Source organism: Pseudomonas sp. PA1(2017) (assembly GCF_001945375.1).
In the GTDB taxonomy this organism is placed as follows: Bacteria; Pseudomonadota; Gammaproteobacteria; order Pseudomonadales; family Pseudomonadaceae; genus Aquipseudomonas.
The window spans coordinates 1,244,518-1,264,466 of record NZ_MSXU01000009.1; the positions used below are offsets into that span (position 1 = coordinate 1,244,518).

Consider the following 19,949-nt stretch of genomic DNA (forward strand, 5'->3'; position numbering starts at 1 on the left):
CTTTTCTAGGCGTTGTATGAAATTATCTACCTGTGCCCACTTGCCCATCGAAGATGGCAAGCTAGGGGCGGCTCGATATGAATCCTATACGGGATACGTGCTTAACAGAATATGGACGGATGAATACTGATCGCGCAGAACGGAGCCACTTGATAGGCATCATTAGGGCAGCCTTGGGGAGGCTGATGCGTACAGACCGCTCGCAGGAACCAACACGGACGTAATTAGTGGAAATGGGCCGGAGTCTCACTGCAAATCCTGGAGTTTTTTTTGAACATACTCATGGTCGGTACGGCAAGCCTTTGCCTTCACTGCACTCCTGTCGGCCCACACTGATTAGTGAAGGCTTTGAAATCACGACCCAGCAAGACTGGCATGTACTCATCCTCTGGACTGCTGGCATCAAGCGCCCTCACAGTTACTGGCTTGGCGCCTGCAGCTCGGCAAGCGGCTTCAAGTTCAGATCACCGCCTATCGGAATGCATATTCTCCATTCTTCATGAATAAATTGCCATCAATGTGAACGGAATCTCACATTCCGAATCACTCTGCGGCGTTGGCGTCGAGAATCCTCGAAGAATAAATATCTACATTCATCCGTCGCCTCACGTACCGCTCCTCCAAAGCCTTTGCCAACCCCACCCTGGCCTTCTTATCGTCATGCACCAGGCGTATTTGCGAAGGCCAATCATTCATCTGAGTCACAAAACTCACCAACCCCGCCTGATCCGCCCCACCAATGCTATGCACACCGGCACGAATGTCATAGCGCTGGCCATCGAATTCCACATAGCCATTACGCGGGCCGAAGCGCTGGATGGCATGGCCTGGCGTGCCTTTGGCCTGGTACCCGACGAACAGCACGTCGTGCCGTGGGTCGCCCAGCATGGCCTTGAGGTAGTTAACGATGCGGCCGCTGGAGCACATGCCGTTGCCGGCGATAACGATGGCGGGCCGGGCGCTGCTGACCAGGTGATTGAGGATCTTCTGGTGGTCGGCGTGGCTGTCGACGGTGATCAGTTGCTCGAACGCCAAGGGTCTCCTGCCGGCCTGGACGCGGGCTTGGGCTTCGTCGTTCCAGTGCTCCTTGAGTTCCGGGTAGGCCTGGGTGAAGCGGCTGGCCAGGGGGGAGTCGAGGATGATGGGTAGGCTTGGCCAGTCGATTTCGATTTGATTGTTTGGTGTGGCTTGAAGATTTTCGCGGGCGTGGCCCGCTCCCACAGGGGGCTCTGATACGCGGGCTGGGGTGTCCAGCTTTTTACTGTGGATGATGTCTTCCAGCTCGTAGAGCAGTTCCTGGGTGCGGCCGACGCTGAAGGCGGGTATCAGCACGGTGCCGTTGTTGGCCAGGGCGTGTTCGATGACCTGCTCCAGACGTTGGCGGCGGGTGCTGCGGTCTTCGTGCAGGCGGTCGCCGTAGGTGCTTTCCAGCACCAGAATGTCGGCACGCTCCGGTGGTATGCAGGGTTTCAGGATCGGTGCGCCGGGGGCGCCGAGGTCACCTGAGAATACGACGCGCGTGCTGGCCTCGCCGGGGCTGTACTGAATGTCGATTTCCACATAGGCCGAACCGAGCATATGGGCGGCGCGCTGCAGGCGTACCTTGGCTTCAAGCTCTTCATCACTTTGCAGGGTGAACCAGTGATCGTAGGGCAGTGCGATGATGCGCTCCTGTACCTGCGTCAGGTAGCGCTCAACCTGCTTCTGGTCACGGCTGAAAGTGAGTTTGAACGCGTCCTCCAGCACGATGGGTAGCAGTTTGGCCGAAGGCTCGCTGCACAGGATGGGCCCTTCGAAGCCGGCGGCCAGCAGATAGGGAATGCGCCCTACATGGTCGGCATGCACATGGGTGACGATCAGGGCGCGAATGCCATCCAGAGGGAATTCGATAAGCTGGTGATCGGCCCGCGCACCGAGTGGCGATGCATCGGCGCCCTGGAACAGGCCGCAGTCGATGAGAACGCTGCTGTGCTGCGAGATATGCAGTTGGTGGCAGGAACCGGTCACGCCCTCCTGAGCGCCGTGATGGGTGATATGCGGGTATTCCACCGGTTAGTCCTTCAACGCTTGGCGGCCAGATCTCGGAGAGGCGCAATGATGCGTTATGAGGCGGCTTGAGGAAAGCGCTGGGACACATGGTGTATCGCTGAATTTTGCGCTTGATGCCAGCTGGGGCATCTATCCCCAAAGCCCCGGGTATCGCTTCGCTCGACCCAGGCTACTGAGGCTCTTGAGAGAAAGTGGTGCGGCTGACCTTGGTCCACTTGCAGGCGCGAGGGAAGGCTGATCATTAAAGCCCAATCGCGGGCATGGATCAGGCGTCCCCGCCCGCTCCCACAATTCTATGCCGGACGGCAGCCTGCGCTTGGCTGCCGCCCATTGGCCTGTAAAACTGCGAACAGCGTTTAGAGCTTGAAAGTACTGACCAGATTATTGAACGACACGGCCAGGCGCGACAGCTCCTGGCTGGAGGCACTGGTCTGGTTGGCGCCGGCGGCAGTCTGGGTGGACAAATCCTGGATATTGATCAGGTTGCGATCGACCTCACGGGCGACGTTGGCCTGCTCCTCGGAAGCCGTGGCGATCAGCATGTTGCGGTCGTTGATCTCGGCGATGTTTTGGGCAATGCGCTCGAGGGATTCGCCCGTGGCCTTGGCCAGTTCCTGGGTGCTGTTGGCCAGCGTGCGGCTGTTGCCCATGGCCTTGACCGCGTCGTCGGCGCGCGACTGCACGCTGGCGATCATCGCTTCGATTTCCCCGGTAGAAGCCTGGGTACGCGCTGCCAGGGCCCGCACTTCGTCGGCCACCACGGCGAACCCACGGCCCTGCTCGCCCGCCCGCGCTGCTTCGATGGCCGCGTTGAGCGCCAGCAGGTTGGTCTGCTCGGCGATGCCGCGAATGACGTCGAGCACCTTGGCGATATCCCGCACGCTACCGGCCAGCTCATCGACGATTACGGTCGACTGGCCGATTTCGTTATTTACGCTGGTAATGGCCTTGACCGCGTCGCGCGCCTGATCGCGGCCGCTGGATGCTTCCTTGCTGGTTTGCCGGGAGGCCTCGGAGGTCGAGGTGGCGTTGCGGGCCACTTCTTCGACCGCAGCGGTCATTTCGGTAACGGCGGTGGCGGCAAGCTGGATCTCGTCGTTCTGACGGGTCAGGCCACGGCTGCTCTCCTCCGTGACGGCGTTGAGTTCTTCAGCGGCCGAAGCCAATTGGTCAGCAGCGCTGGCGATCTGCTGGATGGTGCCCTTGAGGCCATTTTGCATGGCGCCGAGGGCAGTCAGCAGCTGACCAGCCTCATCGCGATGGCCGCTTTCGATTACCTTGGTCAAGTCGCCGCCCGCGATTCGCTCGGCGTTGCGGACTGCCGATGCAATGGGCGTACTGATCGCCCGGCTGATGAACATACCCAGGAGAACCGCAGCGATAAAGGCGACACCGATACCGATGTAAAGATTGAGCTTGGCAGCCGCCTCGCTCTCACGAGCATCCTGGGCGCCCTCGCCGATCTGCCGGTTATTGGATTCGACCATGATGCCCATCTCGTCGATGACCGTGCGGTAGGCCTCATGCAGCTCGCCGGACATCAACTGCTTGGCACCGACCAGATCGCCGCGTTCGATGGCCGCCACTGCGCGATCAATAATGGCCTGATAGGCCGGCCAGTCCTTGTCCATACGGTCGCCAGCGGCGCGTTCGTCGTCTGCCAGGGGCGTGGCACGGTACACGGCGTATGCACGCTCGCTGGTCTGACGGTTCTCCTTCATGGAAGCGAGGATGGCGCTTCGCTCGGCTGCATCGCCCCCAGCCGTGGCTGCGGCCAGCAAACGATACAGGTCGCGGCTTTGCGCAACCGCGTTGGAACGCGCCTCGGCAGTTTTGGCGACCGAAACGAGGTTATTGGAAAACACCGATTGCAAGCTCGAAGACAACGAGCCGATTCCCTGGCTGCCGAGGATCCCAACGATCAAGGTGATAGAGGCGCAAAGCGCGAATGCAAGATACAGCTTGGTTGATATCTTGGCGTCGTAGAACCAGTTCATATGCAGGCCTGCACGAAGGGATGGAGATGAGCTGCGGCACCGGTGATCGGCGGCATCACCACCTTATCGACAGTCCTGAAGCGGCCTGAAGGGGAATGTAAAACTTTATTTCAGCAAGATTGGCCAAGCGATACCGCTATTTGCACGATGCATGATTTGCAACGTCAGCAGGCCAAGAGAAGTAATGGAGATGGCAGAGGTGTCGAACTGACAGGCGCGTTCGAGGATCACTCGTCCTCTTCGTTCACCCGATCGCGCAACTCCTTGCCGGGCTTGAAGTGCGGGACGAACTTGCCGTCCAGGCGTACCGACTGTCCTGTCTTGGGGTTACGGCCCACACGCGGTGCGCGGTAGTGGAGAGAAAAGCTGCCGAAGCCACGGATCTCGATACGATCACCAGTCGCCAGCGCCTGGGACATCTGTTCCAGCATGGTCTTGATGGCCAGCTCGACATCTTTGTTTGAAAGCTGCCCTTGGTGGGTGACGATTCTTTCGATCAACTCCGACTTGGTCATACTTTTCCCTTCGTTTTCAAGCGGCTATGTCACTCGATGGAAAGGTTGTAGCACGCTGATCAGCTTTTGAACAGCCTAAAAAACCACCAGTTCTGAAAATGTGCTTGGCGTTGTGAATCGATTGTCGCTGGTTCGGGCATGTAAAGGTAAGTCGTTGACTGCACTGCATTTGGTTATTGGTGCTCTCGGTCTGCACGCCTGAGGCAGGAAAGGTGATCAAATGATCGCGGGCGCCGTCCAACGAAACCTATACATTCCGAGCTCAGAAGCTGCCAGCGCCTCAGGAGAAAATTTTGCTGATCCCCGCCAATCTGCTCGAGGCAGATACTCTTACTCGCCTGATCGAAGACTTCGTCACCCGGGATGGCACCGATAACGGCGACGAAACTCCGCTGGATACCCGCGTGACGCGTGTACGTCGCGCGCTGGATAGAGGCGACGCGGTGATCGTGTTCGACCCGGAGAGCCAACAGTGTCAGTTGGTGTTAAAGCGCGACGTGCCCAAGGAATGGCTGGAGGAGGATTGAGGCTAGGCGCGGCCTGATAAGTGGGAGCTGCGACCTGCGGCGAATGGGCTGACGACGCTAGTTTGCAGCGAGGCCGCAGTCGCTTCGCGCCGGGGTCGGCGCTCCTACGCGGGCGGTGGGTTGCTTGCAATCACGGTGGGAGCTGCGACCCGCAGCGAATCGTGTGTTCGACGCAGGTCTTGCAGCAAGGCCGCAATCGCTTTCGCGCCGGGCCGGCGCTCCCGCGCGGGCGGTAGGTTGCTCGCGATCATGGTGGGAGCCGCGACCCGCGGCGAATCGTGTGCTCGACGCCGGTCTTGCATCAAGGCCACGATCGCTTTCGCGCCGGGTCGGCGCTCTCACGCGGGCGATAGGTTGTTCGCGATCATGGTGGGAGCTGCGACCCGCGGCGAATCGTGTGTTCGACGCCGATCTTGCAGCAAGGCCGCAATCACTTCGCGCCGGGGTCGGAGCTCCTACGCGGGCAGTGGGTTGCTTGCAATCACGGTGGGAGCCGCGACCCGCGGCGAATGGTGCTTGCAACGCCAGTTCTGCAGCGAGGCCGCAGTCGCCTCGCGCCGGGTCGGCGCTCCTACAGGGGCGGTGGGTTGCTCGCAATCCCGGTCCTGCGGCGAATGGTTTAGTCACCGCGTTACCCGCGCAATCCCCCTTCCCTTTCCCAGGCGCAGCGCACGCGTAACGCGCCGTCCTGCGGGCTGTGCAGGCCGCTCTCGGACTCCGCTTCCCAGCGAAAGGTATGGGTACCGTTCAGTTCGGTTTCCAGGTGCACTACAGCACTGGCCCAATAGAGGCGCTTGAGCAGCGTCTCGAACTCGGCGACCCAGAGCTTCCACTCGTACTCGATGGTCTGGTAGCTGGCGCCGAAGTGAATGACCTGGGTCTGGTACAGGCCGCTGCCGGGTTGCTGGCAGTATGAAAACATCTCGCGGCCCAGAAATGGCCAGGCGTCGCCGCACGGCAATGCATCGAGCACCTGTTTATTGAGCAGGCGTCGCAGGCGACTCTCCGAGGGGCTGTCCGACGGCCAGTCACGAATGTTGCCGTAGACGATGGATTCCGATTCCACGGGGGCACTCCGCTAAAAACTGGCAGCCTTCTATCACAGCGCGCGATGCAGGGGAATGCTGCGCACAGAACGGCCAGTCAGGACAGTGATGGGGGTCATTCAATCACGCGCATTCATGGGCTGCCCGTGATCCGGGGTTTCGCTTCGCTCTACCCAGGCCACAGGGCATTCATACTGAAGGCCGACGCGGGCCCTTGCGCATGGCCCAGGCCAGCACCACCATCACCACCGCCATCCCGGTCAGCACCATGAAAGGCACCTGATAGGTCCCCGAGATATCGCGAGCCAGGCCACTGAGCACCGGGCTCAGGCACGCCACGCTGTAGCCCGAGCCGAGCATCATCGCCGTCCAGCGGCTGACCGCCAGCGGCGAGCCAGCCTCGTAGATGGGCAAAAGCAGCGACAAGGCGAAAGAACCGCTCATGCCGAAGCCCAGGGTCAATGCCCAGAATTCCGGGATGAAGGTGGGCACGAAGGTGATCATCACCAGGCTGACCAGGGTCAGGCTGCCGCAGGCGACCATCAGCAGGTAACGGTTGAAGCGCTGCACCAGCATCGGCAGGACGAAAGAACTCGGCAAGCCCATCAGCATGGCCAGGCTGAACAGCGTATTGCTGTGCATCGCCGACAGGCCCGCCTCCTGGTAGCGCGCCACCGTCCAGGTCGCCACGGCGTAGAACAGGCCGGCCTGCAGGGCAAAATAGGCGCTGATCAACCAAGCCCGCCCTTCGCGCCAGGGCAGGCCGGCGGACGCGTCTTCGCGGCTCAGCGGCTCGGCATGCTGCTGGGGCAATATGCACCAGATGATCACCGCCACTATGGCGGGCACTGACCAGATCGCCAGGCCGTAGCTCCAGTCATCGCCGAACAGCTGGGTGGCCGGCATGGTCAGCACCACGCCAATCGCGCCGCCGATGGCCATGCTCAACGAGTACCAAGCCAGCACCTGCCCCATGCGCCCCGCGAAATGACGTTTGATAAAGCCCGACAGCAAAGGCCCGGCAATGGCGATGGCAGCGCCGAGCAGCACTGCGCTGCCGACCAAAATCGTGCTGGAGTGGCCAACCACGCGCAGCGCCAGCGCCAAGGCGATCGCCCCCAGGCACAGATTGATGGTGCGCTCGAGACCGAAGCGCACGGCCAGGCGGGGCGCAAGGGGCGCCAATAGGCCCATGCACAGCACCGGCAGTGCCGTGGTCAGGCTGATGAAGCCGCGGCTGAGGGACAGTTCCTGAGCGATACGTTCGATAAGCGGCGCCAGCGAGGTAATGCCGGGGCGGAGATTCACCGCTGCGGCCACCAGGGCCAGCAGCAGTAAAGCGCGGGAGACGGGTTTCACACGAGTTCCTGATCATGCGGCCAGGTTCAGCCGAGCCGGCAACCCTACTCGTGCGCTTCGATTAGGGCAAGCGCGAGCCAGTGCTCGCACTGTGCAATGGCCTGAGAAGCTGTTCACGATCACTCGCCGTAATTGCATCTGTAATGACTGCAACGGGCGGAAGCGGACGTAGGGTGGATGACGTTTTTTTCATCCACCATTGCGGTTTCGAAGCGGTGGACGGGTGAAGCGTCGTCCACAAAGCGCACGATGCCCGCTTCTGCCTAATTGCAGCCGACTCACGGGGATACAAGCGCCCATAAACCCAAAGGTCGTGACAGACTTAAGACGTCTTCGCTTCGCGCTGCCCGGCAGCCTTGGCGCGCATTTTCTCGCACATCAGGGTCATCTCGTCATACAGCAACTGCGGGTTCTTCTGCTTCAGCGCCCAGGCCTGGCGGCCCTGCTCGTGCGGCAGGATCATGAACTCGCCAGCGGCGACGGCTTTGAAGATGTAGTCAGCGATGAACTCGGCATTGATCGGCGAGCTTTCCAGCAGCTTGCCGACCTGGGCCTTCATGGCCGGCGTCGGCCCGCGGAACGAGTCGAGCAGGTTAGTCTGGAAGAACGATGGGCATACCACATGCACACCGACCTGCAACGGCTTGAGTTCGGCCAGCAGGCTTTCCGACAACGCCACCACGCCAGCCTTGGCGACGTTGTAGTTGCTCATGCCCGGGCCCTGCATCAGCGCCGCCATGGAGGCAATGTTGACGATGCGCCCGTGGCTACGCTCGAGCAGCGGCAGGAACGCCTTGCAGCCCTTGACCACGCCCATCAGGTTGATCGACAGCTGCCAGTCCCAATCCTCGAGCGAGAGCTCGGCGAAGAAGCCGCCCGAGGCGACGCCGGCATTGTTGACGATGATGTCGATGCCGCCGAATTTCTCTTCGCAGGCCTGCGCCAGGGCAGTCAGCTGGCTGTAGTCACGCACGTCGCAGCGCAGGGTGAAGCCGTCGCCGCCCGCCTCGCGCACCAGGCGCAGGGTTTCTGCCAGCCCAGCGTCGTTGACGTCCGAAAGCGCCAGGCGCCAGCCCTCGCGCGCCCAGCGCAGCGCCAACTCGCGCCCCAGGCCGGAGCCGGCCCCCGTGATCATCATCCGATTGCTCATGCTCAACCTGCCCTGCTGGCCAATGAAAGACAGCCCGAGTGTAGCGAAGGCGCAGGCAGCGCCCAGCCATCATCAGGTTGTTGAATGGGTGCACCGCGGGGTGGATAGGGAAGCTGCTTCGACTCCCGAGTATCGCTGCGTTCGAAGCGGGCCACGTCTGCCAGGCTACTGGAACAAACGCGTGCTTAGTTCGTGGCTGGCTTCCAGCAGAATGGGCAGGAAGCGGTTTTCCAGCTCCTGGCGCGACACGCGGCCCACATGGGTGCCGACGTTGAGCGCCGCCAAAACCTGGCCGGCGGAGTCCTTGAGCGGCACGGCGATGGAGCGCAGGCTTACTTCCAGCTCCTGATCGATGATCACCCAGCCCTGCCGGCGGATCTCCTCGATGTTGGCGCGCAGGTCTTCGGGTGTGTGCAAGGTGCGGCTGGTTTTCACCTGCAGGTCGGCGTGGCTCAGGTAGTCGTCCAGCGCGGCGTCATCCAGCGCCGCCAGCAGGATGCGGCCCATCGACGTACAGTACGCCGGCAGGCGGCTACCCACGCTCAGGTCAACGGAGATCAGCCGCTGAGGCGTCGCCGAACGTGCGATGTAGAGAATCTCGTCGCCCTCCAGCGTGGCCATCGAACAGGCCTCGTGCAGCTGTTCGCTGAGGCGATCAAGAATCGGCTGCGCGGTCACGGCCATCGGCGTCGAGGACAGATACGCGTGGCCCAGGGTCAGCACCTTGGGTAGCAACGAGTAGACGCGCCCATCGGTCGTCACATAGCCGAGCTTCATCAGAGTGTGCAGGCAACGACGCACCGCCGCGCGGGGGATCTCGGTGCGGTGGCTGATCTGGGCGATGGTCAGGTGGCGCTTGCGCTCTTGGAACGCATGGATGACCGCCAGGCCCCGGGCCAGCGAAGTCATGAAGTTGGGGTCGCCGGTAAAGGCTTCGATGCGCTTGGCCGGCGACGCGATGATCGGCGGCGCCATTGAGCTGGGCACGGAACGGGATTCGGGCATGACACTGTCACTCGTCCAGATGATATGCGCGATTATCGAACTGCGGTTCGATAATCGCAAGGGAACGAGTTGCATGTGATCCTGTAACAGCGGCAACCTCGCCGCGAATCATGGGTACGACGCCGATATCACGGTAAGACCACCATCATTCGCGCCGGGTCGGCGCTCCTACATGAATGTGGCCTTCATGAGATCTTGTAGGAGCGGCGACCTCGCCGCGAATCGTGGGTACGACGCCGATATCGCAGCAAGGCCACCCTCATTCGCGCCGATTCGGCGCTCCTACATGAATGTGGGCTTCATGAGATCGCGTAGGAGCGGCGCCCCCGCCGCGAATCGTGGGTACGACGCCGATATCGCAGCAAGGCCACCATCATTCGCGCCGGGTCGGCGCTCCTACATGAATGTGGGCTTCATGAGATCGCGTAGGAGCGGCAACCCCGCCGCGAATCATGGGCACGACGCCGATATCACGGCAAGACCACCATCATTCGCGCCGGGTCGGCGCTCCTGCATGAATGTGGGCTTCATGAGATCGCGTAGGAGCGGCGACCCCGCCGCGAATCGTGTCCACGACGCCGATATCGCAGCAAGGCCACCCTCATTCGCGCCCGGGCGGCGCTCCTACACGGATGTGGACTTCATGCGATCTTGTAGGAGCGGCGACCCCGCCGCGAATCGTGGGTACGACGCCAATATCGCAGCAAGACCACCATCATTCGCGCCGGGTCGGCGCTCCTACATGAACGTGGGCTTCATGAGCTCGCGTAGGAGCGGCGACCCCGCCGCGAATCGTGGGTACGACGCCGATATCGCGGCGCGCCAATGCGACCGTTCTACAGGATAACTACTGCGCGTGATGGCGATACAGCGCAGGCGGCACGCCGGTGCTGTCAACCGGCTCCCACGGGCCTTGCAGGGTGCCGGCCCAGCTCCAGCCGTCCTGCCAGCGGTAGAAGGTGCGTTCGCGGTAATAAGTATCGCGCTCGGAATCGATCTCGTAGACGCCAAGTGCGCCATTCCAGTGGCTGGACACGCCCGGCGGCGGCGCGAAGCGCGGATGGGATTTGCTCATCGGCGGCGAGCCGGTAGGCGCCGAAGGGCCGCCGTCGGGCTTGCCAGGGGCCGGGCTATGCAGGGTACAACCAGCGAGGCTCAACAAGGTGGCTGCCACGGCAGCCGAAATCAGTCTGTTCATGGTGGTGTGCCGTCAGGGCTATCGATGACAAGGCGTTGCACGTCCTGGGTGCTGCTGGCCACTGGTTGCCCCTGGCCGATCCACTCGCCGTTTTTCGCATCGCCGGCGCGCGAAATGCGCGCTACCAGTTGAACCTGGTCAAACGCGGAAAGTTTCAGTTGCGGCATCATCGCATCGCTGTCGGAAAGGCTGAGCTGCGCCGGCAGATCAGCCACGGTCAAGCGCTTGGCCGCCAGCGGCATCGGCGGCCCGGAAGCGGCCCGGGCGAAGACGAATACCGCGTCGCCCGGCTGCACCTTGTCGCGTAGCGCCTCGGCCAACTCGACACGCACCTGCAAACCAGCCACTGCTTGCGGCTGTGCGCCGCTGACAGCACTCTCAGCCGACGAACCCAGTTCCTGACGCGCGCGCTCGATACCACCGGCAATCGCCTGCCGAGAGGGGTCGCCATCGGGCAACACGGCGACCAGTCGCTCCCAGTAGCCGATGGCATCCGCGAAGCGCTGCTCCTCATAGGCGGCGATACCCAGCAGGCCCAGGCTGGTCACCTCCTCCGGGTCGGCTTTCAAGGCTTCGCTGGTCAGCGCATCCAGCTGCGGGCTCCACTGTTTGTCAGCGGCAAAATACAGCGCCTGAGCCCACTGACCGAGCAGCTCCGGCTCGCGCCCCGCAACCTTGACCGCCTGCCCAAATGCCCTTGCCGCATCCGCCGCGCGCTGCTGGGCCATGTAGCTGCGGCCGAGGAAATACCAGCCCTCGGCGGACTCCGGATTATTCTGCACGGCCTGTTCCAGGCGCGCGGTCATTTCCTCGATGCTGTGCGGCTCACCAGCGAAGGTACGCGCCTGCTCGACCTTGTCGATGGCCCCCCACTGCAGGTACAGCGACACGGCCAGCACGGGCACCAGCACCACCGCCAGCAGCGGCACGGCACGGCCGAGGCGACGAGCCTGGCGAGCTTCGCTGCCATCGGTGTCGGCCAGCAGCTCGCGGGCCGCTTCGTCACGGGCAGCCTGCCACTGCGCGGCATCCAGAGTACCGGCCTGATGCTGCTGCTCCAGCTCGCGCAGGCGCTCCTGATAGAGGGTGACGTTAAGGGCGGTGCGATCTTCCTCGGCCTGCACCTTGCGCCCGCGCAGCAGCGGGATGAGCAGGAAACTCACCGCGACCAGGCACAGCAGGCCAGCGGACAACCAGAATTCGATCATGGGGCTTTCTTATCCTCAGACGCCTGTTCGAGCAGGTGCGCCAGACGTTGCTGTTCTTCGCTGGAAAGGCCAGTGGCAGCCGGCCCGTCACTTTTGCGACGACGGCGAACGATCACCGCGAGCACGATGAAACCGCCGACCAGCAGGCCAGCCGGGCCATACCAGAGCAGCAGCGTGCGGCCACTGAAAGGTGGCTTGTAGAGCACGAAATCGCCATAGCGGGCGACCAGGTAATCGATGATCTGCGCGTTGCTGTCACCGGCCTCGAGCATGCGGTAGATCTCGGCGCGCAGGTCCATGGCGATCGGCGCATCGGAATCGGCGATGTTCTGGTTCTGGCATTTCGGGCAGCGCAGCTCTTCGGTGAGCTGGCGATAGCGGGCGCGCTCGGCTTCGCTGGCGAATTCGTAGGTATCGATGGCCGCCTGGGCGACACCGCCCAGCGCCAGCAGCAGAACCAGGCCGCTCAACAGACGCATCATTGGCCGGCCTCGTCGACCATCTGCTGGTACAGCGGCGCCAGCTTCTCGCGCCAGATCGCCTCGTCGATCACGCCAACGAACTTGTGGCGAATGATGCCCTTGGCATCGACGAAGAAGGTCTCAGGGGCGCCGTATACGCCGAGATCCAGGCCCAGCGTACCCTTGGGATCGCTGATATTGAGCTGGTACGGATCATGGAACTCGCTCAGCCATTTCTGCGCGGCCGCGTTGTCGTCCTTGTAGTTGACGCCATGGATGTTCACGCCCATGGACGCCAGCTTGTTGAGCACCGGGTGCTCGACCTTGCAGGCCACGCACCAGGTGGCCCAGACGTTGACCAGCGACGGTTTGCCAAGCAGGTTCTGCTGGGTGATCAACTGATCACCCTCCACCGCCGGCAACGAGAATGCCGGGAAGGGTTTGTCGATCAATGCCGACGGCAGCTCGGACGGGTCGAGAAACAGCCCGCGATAGAGAAACACCGCCACGCCGAGAAAGATCAAAAGCGGTAGCAACAAGATCAGACGTCTCATGCGCGTGCCTCCTGCAGGCCCAGCGCGTCACGCACGCGGGTTTTGACTTTCATCCGGTAGCGCTTGTCGGCAGCAGCGAGAAAGCCGCCGAAGCCCATCATCAGGGCGCCCAGCCAGATCCAGCGAACGAAGGGTTTGATATGGATGCGCACCGCCCAGGCGCCCTGCCCCAGCGGCTCACCGAGAGCCACGAACAGGTCACGGGTCAGCCCGGCGTCGATGCCGGCTTCGGTCATCACCGACTGCTGCACGGTGTACAGGCGCTTTTCCGGGTGCAGCACGGCGATCTGCTTCTCGCCATCGAAGATGCGCACCGTGCCGCGGTCGGAAATGAAGTTCGGCCCTTCATGGTGCGCTGCCCCTTCGAACACGAAGCGATAGCCACCCAGTTCCACCGCCTCGCCCGGCGCCATGCGCATGTCTCGCTCGAAGCTGCCGAGGCTGGTGAGGATCACCCCCAGCGCGCACACGGCCAGCCCCAGGTGCGCCAGCTGCATGCCCCAGTAGCTGCGGCCCAGGCTGGCCATGCCTTTGAAAAAGCCCTTGTGGCGAGTCTTGTCCTGGATGTCGCGCAGCCCGGCCAGCGTTACCCAGGCAGCCAGCAGGCAGACGCCGAGCACCGCCCAGTGGAAATCGCCCCACAGCAGGCTGGCCAGCAGCGCCAGCGCCACACTGGCGACCAGCACCGGGGTGAGCATGCCCAGCAGCCAGCGCAGCGGCGTGTCCTTCCAGCGCACCAGCACGCCGACTGCGAGCACGGCCATCAACAGGCCCATCAACGGCACGAACAGCGCATTGAAGTATGGCGGGCCGACCGACAGCTTGGCGCCGCTCAGGGCGTCGAGCACCAGCGGATAAAGGGTGCCGAGCAGAATCATCGAGGCGGCCACCACCAGAATCAGGTTGTTGGCCAGCAGCAGCGTTTCCCGCGACCACAGGCCGAAGCCGACCTGGCTGCGCACCACCGGCGCACGCAAGGCGAACAGGGTCAGCGAGCCGCCGACCACCAGCAGCAGGAAGGCGAGAATGAACACGCCGCGCTCCGGGTCGCTGGCAAAGGCATGCACCGAAGTCAGCACGCCGGAGCGCACCAGGAAGGTACCCAGCAGGCTGAGAGAGAACGCGGCGATGGCCAGCAGTACCGTCCAGCTCTTGAACACACCACGTTTCTCGGTCACCGCCAGGGAGTGGATCAGCGCCGTGCCGACCAGCCAGGGCATGAACGAGGCGTTTTCCACCGGGTCCCAGAACCACCAGCCGCCCCAGCCCAGCTCGTAATAGGCCCACCAGGAGCCCAGGGCGATGCCGATGCCGAGAAAAGCCCAGGCGATGATGGTCCATGGCCGCGACCAGCGCGCCCAGGCGGCGTCCAGCTTGCCGCCGAGCAGCGCGGCGATGGCGAAGGCGAAGGCCACCGAGAAGCCCACGTAGCCCATGTACAGCATCGGCGGATGAATGATCAGGCCAAAGTCCTGCAGCAGCGGGTTGAGGTCGCGGCCATCGGCCGGCACGTTGGGCAGCAAGCGGGTAAACGGGTTGGAGGTAACGATCAGGAACAGCAGGAAGCCGACGCTGATGATGCCCATCACGCCCAGCACGCGGGCGAGCATTTCCTCGGGCAGCTGCCGCGAGAAGATCGCCACGGCAAAGGTCCAGCCGCCGAGAATCAAGGCCCAGAGCAGCAGCGAGCCTTCGTGGGCGCCCCACACGGCGCTGAACTTGTAGTACCAGGGCAACGCGGTGTTGGAGTTCTGCGCCACGTAGGCCACGGAAAAGTCGTCGATCATGAAGGCGTAGGTGAGACAAGCGAAGGCGAACGCCAGAAAGGCGAACTGCCCCCAGGCGGCCGGTTGTGCCAGGCTCATCCACTGGCGGTCACCACGCCAGGCACCGATCAGCGGCAGGGTCGCCTGCACCAGGGCCAGGCACAGGGCCAGAATCATCGACAGGTGGCCGAGTTCGGGAATCATCGCGCGGCCTCCCCGGCTTTCTCGTAATGCTTGTTCATGCCGCTCTGCTCCAGGGCCTGTTTGACCTCCGGCGGCATGTAGTTCTCGTCGTGCTTGGCCAGCACTTCGTCGGCTTGCAGCAGGCCGGCGTCATCGACCTTGCCCATGGCGACGATGCCCTGCCCCTCGCGGAACAGATCCGGCAGGATGCCGTGGAAGCGGATGGTCACCCGCGCCGCGCCATCGGTGACCACGAAGTCGGTCTGCAGCGAATCGCTGGAGCGCTTTACCGAGCCCTTTTCCACCAGCCCGCCCGCGCGGATGCGGGTATCAACCGGCGCCTCGCCGTTGGCGATCTGCGTGGGGGTGTAGAACAGGTTGATGTTCTGCTGCAGGGCGCTCAGGGCCAGCGCCACGGCGATACCGACGCCGGCGACGATCGCCAGGACGATAAGCAGGCGCTTCTTGCGAACGGCGTTCAACGTGACTCCTCCCGGCGCATACGGCGCGCCTCATCCTGCAGGTAACGGCGTCTGGCGCGCAGCGGCAGCAGCACATTGAGCACCAGTACCACCAGGCAGATACCGTAGGCCGACCACACGTAGGGGCCGTGGTTGCCCATGGCGAGAAAGTCGGCGAATGACGCGAAGTTCATCGTTTGCCCTCCACCAGCGCACGGATCTCGGTTTTCACCCAGCTGCTGCGCACTTCCCGGCGCAGCACTTCGAGGCGCATGCGCATCAGCAGCACCGCCGCGAAGAAGCAGTAGAAGCCCAGCACCATGATCAGCAACGGCAGCCACATCTGCACCGGCATCGCCGGCTTGTCGATGACGCTGAAGGTGGCCGGCTGGTGCAGGGTGTTCCACCACTCCACCGAGTACTTGATGATCGGGATGTTGATCACCCCGACCACTGCCAGCACCGCGCAGGCCTTGGCGGCGCTGTCGCGGTTGCTGATCGCCTGGCCAAGGGCGATGACGCCGAAATACAGGAACAGCAGGATCAGCATCGAGGTCAGGCGCGCGTCCCAGATCCAGTAGGTGCCCCAGGTCGGCTTGCCCCACACGGCGCCGGTGATCAGCGCGATGGCGGTCATCCAGGCACCGACGGGCGCAGCCTGCTGCAGGGCGACATCGGCCAGTTTCATCTTCCACACCAGGCCGACCACCCCGGCCACCGCCAGCATCACGTAGATCGACTGGGCCAGGAACGCCGCCGGCACATGGATGTAGATGATCCGGAAACTGTTGCCCTGCTGGTAATCCGGCGGCGCGAAGGCCAAGCCCCAGACGGTGCCCACGGCCAGCAGCACGGCCGCGGCGACGGCCAGCCCCGGCAACCAGCGGCCACTGATTTCGTAGAACCATTTGGGCGAGCCCAGCTTGTGAAACCATGTCCAGTTCATCAGGTCACTCATCATTCTCCGAGGTAATGGCCCGCGGCCGTCCCCGGTAGCACGTTCAATCACTCGCTGACGCTGATAGTCAGGCCGGCGGCTATGGCGAAGGGTGTCAGGGTTACCGTCAACGCGGTGAGGCTGGCCAGCCAGAGCAGATGCCCGGCCACCGGCAACCCTTGCAGACTCGCCTGCAAGGCTCCGCTGCCGAGAATCAGCACCGGGATGTACAAAGGCAAAATGAGCAGCGCCAGCAACAGCCCGCCACGCTTGAGGCCAACCGTAAGCGCGGCGCCGATAGCGCCCAGCAAACTAAGGATGGGCGTGCCAAGCAACAGAGAGGCCAACAACACTGGCAGGCAACGGCCCGGCAGGCCCAGCATCAATGCCAGCAAGGGCGACAGCAGCACCAGAGCCAGGCCGGAAAACAACCAGTGCGCCGCGACCTTGGCCAACACCAGCACCGGCAAAGGGTGCGAGGAAAGCAGCCATTGTTCCAGGGAGCCATCTTCGAAGTCGCTGCGAAACAGGCTATCGAGCGAGAGCAGGACCGCCAGCAGCGCCGCGACCCACACCAACCCCGGCGACAGGCTCTGCAGCAGTTGCGATTGCGGCCCGACGGCCAGCGGGAACAGGGCGATGACGATAGCGAAGAACACCAGTGGATTGGCCAGCTCTGCGGGGCGGCGACATAGCAACCGCGCCTCGCGCACGACCAGCAGCATAAACAGGCTATTCATGCGGCATGCTGTCCCAGATCAAGATCGCGATAGCCATCCGGTACGCGGCTCAGGACATGGTGAGTGGTCAGCACGACCAGGCCGCCGCTCCGGCAATGCGCGGCCAGGTGGTCTTCGAGTTGGCTCACTGCCTGTTTGTCCAGCGCGGTGAAGGGTTCGTCGAGAATCCACAAAGGCGGGCTGTCCAGATACAGCCGAGCCAGGGCCACGCGGCGTTGCTGCCCGGCGGAAAGCGTGTGGCAAGGCACATCCTCGAAACCGCGCAGCCCGACGGCCTGCAGAGCCTGCCAGATCCGTTCACGGCTCGCCGGGCGATGCAGGGCGCACAGCCAGGCGAGGTTTTCTTCGGCGCTGAGCAGCCCCTTTATGCCCGCGGCATGGCCGATCCACAGCAGCTCACCACTGCGGCTGGCGAGAGGCTGGCCATTGAGACGCACGGTGCCACTGGTGGGCGGCCTGAGACCGGCGAGTACGCGCAGCAGGCTGGTCTTTCCGCTGCCGTTGGGCCCGGAAACCTGCAGCATCTGCCCGGCATCCAGGGCGATGTCGAGGTTCTCGAACAGCAGACGCCAGTCCCGTTCGCAGGACAGCGCAGTTGCTTCGAGAAAGGGACTGCTCACAACGCGGGCACCTGGTTCAAGTCGAGACGATTGCGGCCGCTATACTCTTGCGGACGTTCGGATTGGCCGCGAGTATACATGCCCGCCCTGCTCACCCGCAGCGTGCGTGGGCCCAGAGTATGAGACTTAATGACCGAGATCAGTGGATCGCGTCCGATTGCACCGCCTTCCGCCGCCAATAGACCGGCGGTGAGCGCCGCCGACCTGGCTGTGAAGCTGCTCAAGCCGCTCGACGGCCTGATGCTGCCCGGAGAAAGCGCCAAGGCCGAGGTGGTTGGTAGCAAGGAAGTAGCACAGAACTTCCAGCTCATGCTGCGCCTGAACCTGGACGGCGGCCGCCAGGCGACGTTACAGGCCAGCAGCCCACAGCCGCTCGCCCAGGGCACGGCGCTGGCGGTCACGGCGCTCTCCGACACCCGCCTGGCATTGGCCGTACTGACCGGTGGCAACAAACCGCTGACCAGCATCGACCTCGAACAATTGCCCGTTGGCACCCTGCTGCAAGGCAAAGTGCTCACCCGCGAGGCGATGCCCGTACAGGTTGCACAGGCGACCGTTTTCAAAGTGCTGGTCAACCTGCTCAACACCGGGCTGGCCGGCAACACCCTGAGCCTGGAAACCACACTCGACCTTCCACCCGGCAGCCTGCTCAGCGCCCGGGTGCAGGGGGATCAGTCCTTGGCATTCCTGCCACTCAGCGGCCGCCTCGACCAATTGGCACTGCTGCAACAGCTCGGCAACCAGCAAAGCCGCCAGGGCTCGCTGGAGGGACTGATGGCTGCGCTCAAGGGCATGGGTGGCCAAGGTGGGCTGCCCGACGGTTTGAAGGGCAGCATCGACAAACTGCTGGCAGGCCTGCCGACTGGCGAGCAGATGAGCGATGGCAAAAGCCTGATGAAGGCATTGGAAAACAGCGGGCTGTTTCTCGAGAGCAAGCTACTGGCCGGCCAGACTGGCGGCCTGGGCACCGACATGAAGGCCAACCTGCTGCGCCTGGTCAGCCAGTTGCTGCCACTGCTGCCAGGCGCCGCGCCATTGGCGGCTGCTACCGCCTCGGCCAACGCCATGACCCAGGCACTGCCTGCTTTCGCCCGCAACGTGCTGGGCAATATCGGCCAGAGCAGCGGCCGCCAGCAGGCGATGAGCTTTCCCTTGCCCAGCCGCCTGCTGCAATCGATGGATGAGGAGGCAGATCTGGAGGCACTGCTCAAGCTCGCCGCGGCCGCCATCTCGCGCCTGCAGACGCACCAGCTGTCGAGCCTTTCGCAAAGCCAGGTCGGCCCCGAGGGCCAGCTGTTGACCACCTGGCAGATGGAAGTGCCGATGCGCAATCAACACGAGCTGGTACCGCTGCAGGTGAAGATTCAGCACGAGGAGCCGGCGCCCTCCGCCAAGCAGGATCCCAAGGAAGCGCTATGGCGAATCGACCTGGCGTTCGATCTCGATCCGCTGGGGCCGCTGCAGGTGCAGGTGCAGCTGGCCCACGGCAGCCTGTCCAGCCAGCTATGGGCTGAGCGCGCCAGCACTGCCGGCCTCATCGACCGGGAGCTGGGTAACCTGCGTGAACGATTGGTGGCGGCCGGCCTCACCGTTGGTGAGCTTGCCTGCAGCCAGGGCACGCCGCCGCAAGGCCCGAAAACCTCCCTGGAACAACGCTGGGTCGATGAAACCGCATGAGCAGTAAAGCCCCCCGCCAGGCCATCGCCCTCACCTACGACGGCCAGAATGCCCCCAACCTCAGCGCCAAGGGCGACGACGAGCTGGCCGAGGCCATACTCGCCATTGCCCGCGCCCATGATGTGCCGATCTATGAGAACGCCGAGCTGGTCCGCCTGCTCGCGCGCCTGGAACTGGGCGAAGCGATACCCGAGCAGCTGTACCGCTGCATCGCGGAAATCATCGCCTTCGCCTGGTACCTGAAAGGCAAGTTCCCGGCCGGTTTCGACCCACGGGGCAAGCCGAAGGATGAGCCGTTGATGCTCGAAGGGCCGGGCAAGAAAACCGGGCGCTGACTACGGCGCTCCGCCGCCCCTGTGGGAGCGAGCATCCCATTACTCGCGTGGGAGCGCCGACCTCGGCGCGAACGGATTGTGGCCTTGTTGCAAGAGCGGCGTCGTACGCACGATTCGCCGCGGGGTCGCGGCTCCCACAATCACCGCAAGCAACCCACCAC

At 63.4% G+C, this 19,949-nt stretch carries 20 protein-coding genes; 3 read left to right on the forward strand and 17 right to left on the reverse strand.

What is annotated here, in order from left to right:
- Positions 1 to 543 precede the first annotated feature (543 nt).
- From BVH01_RS12595 to ihfB, 3 genes are all read right to left on the reverse strand, one after another.
- Positions 544 to 2,049, reverse strand: coding sequence for an MBL fold metallo-hydrolase (locus BVH01_RS12595; protein WP_083659466.1), 1,506 nt, complete (start codon positions 2,047 to 2,049; stop codon positions 544 to 546).
- 356 nt (positions 2,050 to 2,405) lie between these two features.
- Positions 2,406 to 4,046, reverse strand: coding sequence for a methyl-accepting chemotaxis protein (locus BVH01_RS12600; RefSeq protein ID WP_075930628.1), 1,641 nt, complete (start codon positions 4,044 to 4,046; stop codon positions 2,406 to 2,408).
- Positions 4,047 to 4,273: 227 nt separating this feature from the next.
- On the reverse strand, positions 4,274 to 4,561 hold the full coding sequence (gene ihfB, locus BVH01_RS12605; protein WP_074884791.1) for an integration host factor subunit beta: 288 nt from the start codon (positions 4,559 to 4,561) through the stop codon (positions 4,274 to 4,276).
- Between the two features lie 293 nt (positions 4,562 to 4,854).
- On the opposite strand from ihfB, the gene BVH01_RS12610 reads away from it, so the two are divergent.
- Positions 4,855 to 5,088, forward strand: a complete 234-nt coding sequence (locus BVH01_RS12610; RefSeq protein ID WP_075930629.1) for a YheU family protein — start codon at positions 4,855 to 4,857, stop codon at positions 5,086 to 5,088.
- A 631-nt stretch (positions 5,089 to 5,719) separates the two neighbouring features.
- On the opposite strand, the gene BVH01_RS12615 is transcribed toward BVH01_RS12610, so the two are convergent.
- From BVH01_RS12615 to ccmA, 14 genes are all read right to left on the reverse strand, one after another.
- Complete coding sequence (locus tag BVH01_RS12615; RefSeq protein ID WP_075930630.1) at positions 5,720 to 6,154, reverse strand: hypothetical protein; 435 nt, start codon at positions 6,152 to 6,154, stop codon at positions 5,720 to 5,722.
- A 169-nt stretch (positions 6,155 to 6,323) separates the two neighbouring features.
- Positions 6,324 to 7,493 (reverse strand): CynX/NimT family MFS transporter, encoded by a 1,170-nt coding sequence (locus BVH01_RS12620; RefSeq protein ID WP_075930631.1) that lies wholly within the window; start codon positions 7,491 to 7,493, stop codon positions 6,324 to 6,326.
- Positions 7,494 to 7,815: 322 nt separating this feature from the next.
- Positions 7,816 to 8,643 (reverse strand): SDR family oxidoreductase, encoded by an 828-nt coding sequence (locus tag BVH01_RS12625; protein WP_075930632.1) that lies wholly within the window; start codon positions 8,641 to 8,643, stop codon positions 7,816 to 7,818.
- Between the two features lie 165 nt (positions 8,644 to 8,808).
- Positions 8,809 to 9,648 (reverse strand): IclR family transcriptional regulator C-terminal domain-containing protein, encoded by an 840-nt coding sequence (locus BVH01_RS12630; RefSeq protein ID WP_075930633.1) that lies wholly within the window; start codon positions 9,646 to 9,648, stop codon positions 8,809 to 8,811.
- A gap of 847 nt (positions 9,649 to 10,495) precedes the next feature.
- Positions 10,496 to 10,846, reverse strand: coding sequence for a hypothetical protein (locus BVH01_RS12635; RefSeq protein ID WP_075930634.1), 351 nt, complete (start codon positions 10,844 to 10,846; stop codon positions 10,496 to 10,498).
- The gene (gene ccmI, locus BVH01_RS12640; RefSeq protein WP_075930635.1) at positions 10,843 to 12,054 is read right to left on the reverse strand and encodes a c-type cytochrome biogenesis protein CcmI; all 1,212 of its coding nucleotides are present in this window, start codon (positions 12,052 to 12,054) and stop codon (positions 10,843 to 10,845) included. The genes BVH01_RS12635 and ccmI overlap by 4 nt, the downstream gene beginning before the upstream one ends.
- Complete coding sequence (locus BVH01_RS12645) at positions 12,051 to 12,536, reverse strand: cytochrome c-type biogenesis protein (protein WP_075930636.1); 486 nt, start codon at positions 12,534 to 12,536, stop codon at positions 12,051 to 12,053. Before BVH01_RS12645 ends, ccmI begins: the two co-directional genes overlap by 4 nt.
- Positions 12,533 to 13,069: a DsbE family thiol:disulfide interchange protein gene (locus BVH01_RS12650; RefSeq protein ID WP_075930637.1), complete on the reverse strand. Its 537-nt coding sequence runs from the start codon at positions 13,067 to 13,069 to the stop codon at positions 12,533 to 12,535. The genes BVH01_RS12645 and BVH01_RS12650 overlap by 4 nt, the downstream gene beginning before the upstream one ends.
- Positions 13,066 to 15,039, reverse strand: coding sequence for a heme lyase CcmF/NrfE family subunit (locus BVH01_RS12655; protein WP_075930638.1), 1,974 nt, complete (start codon positions 15,037 to 15,039; stop codon positions 13,066 to 13,068). Before BVH01_RS12655 ends, BVH01_RS12650 begins: the two co-directional genes overlap by 4 nt.
- Complete coding sequence (gene ccmE / locus BVH01_RS12660; RefSeq protein ID WP_075930639.1) at positions 15,036 to 15,500, reverse strand: cytochrome c maturation protein CcmE; 465 nt, start codon at positions 15,498 to 15,500, stop codon at positions 15,036 to 15,038. Before ccmE ends, BVH01_RS12655 begins: the two co-directional genes overlap by 4 nt.
- The gene (gene ccmD, locus BVH01_RS12665; protein ID WP_027905095.1) at positions 15,497 to 15,673 is read right to left on the reverse strand and encodes a heme exporter protein CcmD; all 177 of its coding nucleotides are present in this window, start codon (positions 15,671 to 15,673) and stop codon (positions 15,497 to 15,499) included. Before ccmD ends, ccmE begins: the two co-directional genes overlap by 4 nt.
- Entirely contained in the window at positions 15,670 to 16,428 is a 759-nt protein-coding gene (locus BVH01_RS12670; protein WP_168177288.1) for a heme ABC transporter permease, read from the reverse strand. The genes ccmD and BVH01_RS12670 overlap by 4 nt, the downstream gene beginning before the upstream one ends.
- Before the next feature lie 56 nt (positions 16,429 to 16,484).
- Positions 16,485 to 17,156 carry a heme exporter protein CcmB gene (gene ccmB / locus BVH01_RS12675; protein ID WP_075930641.1) on the reverse strand — a complete coding sequence of 224 codons (672 nt, stop codon included), beginning with the start codon at positions 17,154 to 17,156 and terminating at the stop codon, positions 16,485 to 16,487.
- Positions 17,153 to 17,776: a cytochrome c biogenesis heme-transporting ATPase CcmA gene (ccmA, locus tag BVH01_RS12680; RefSeq protein WP_075930642.1), complete on the reverse strand. Its 624-nt coding sequence runs from the start codon at positions 17,774 to 17,776 to the stop codon at positions 17,153 to 17,155. Before ccmA ends, ccmB begins: the two co-directional genes overlap by 4 nt.
- Before the next feature lie 129 nt (positions 17,777 to 17,905).
- Between ccmA and BVH01_RS12685 the strand changes: the two genes are divergently transcribed.
- Together BVH01_RS12685 and BVH01_RS12690 are read left to right on the forward strand one after the other, a co-directional pair.
- Positions 17,906 to 19,453, forward strand: a complete 1,548-nt coding sequence (locus tag BVH01_RS12685) for a flagellar hook-length control protein FliK (RefSeq protein WP_075930643.1) — start codon at positions 17,906 to 17,908, stop codon at positions 19,451 to 19,453.
- Positions 19,450 to 19,788: an EscU/YscU/HrcU family type III secretion system export apparatus switch protein gene (locus BVH01_RS12690; RefSeq protein WP_075930644.1), complete on the forward strand. Its 339-nt coding sequence runs from the start codon at positions 19,450 to 19,452 to the stop codon at positions 19,786 to 19,788. The genes BVH01_RS12685 and BVH01_RS12690 overlap by 4 nt, the downstream gene beginning before the upstream one ends.
- Positions 19,789 to 19,949 lie beyond the last annotated feature (161 nt).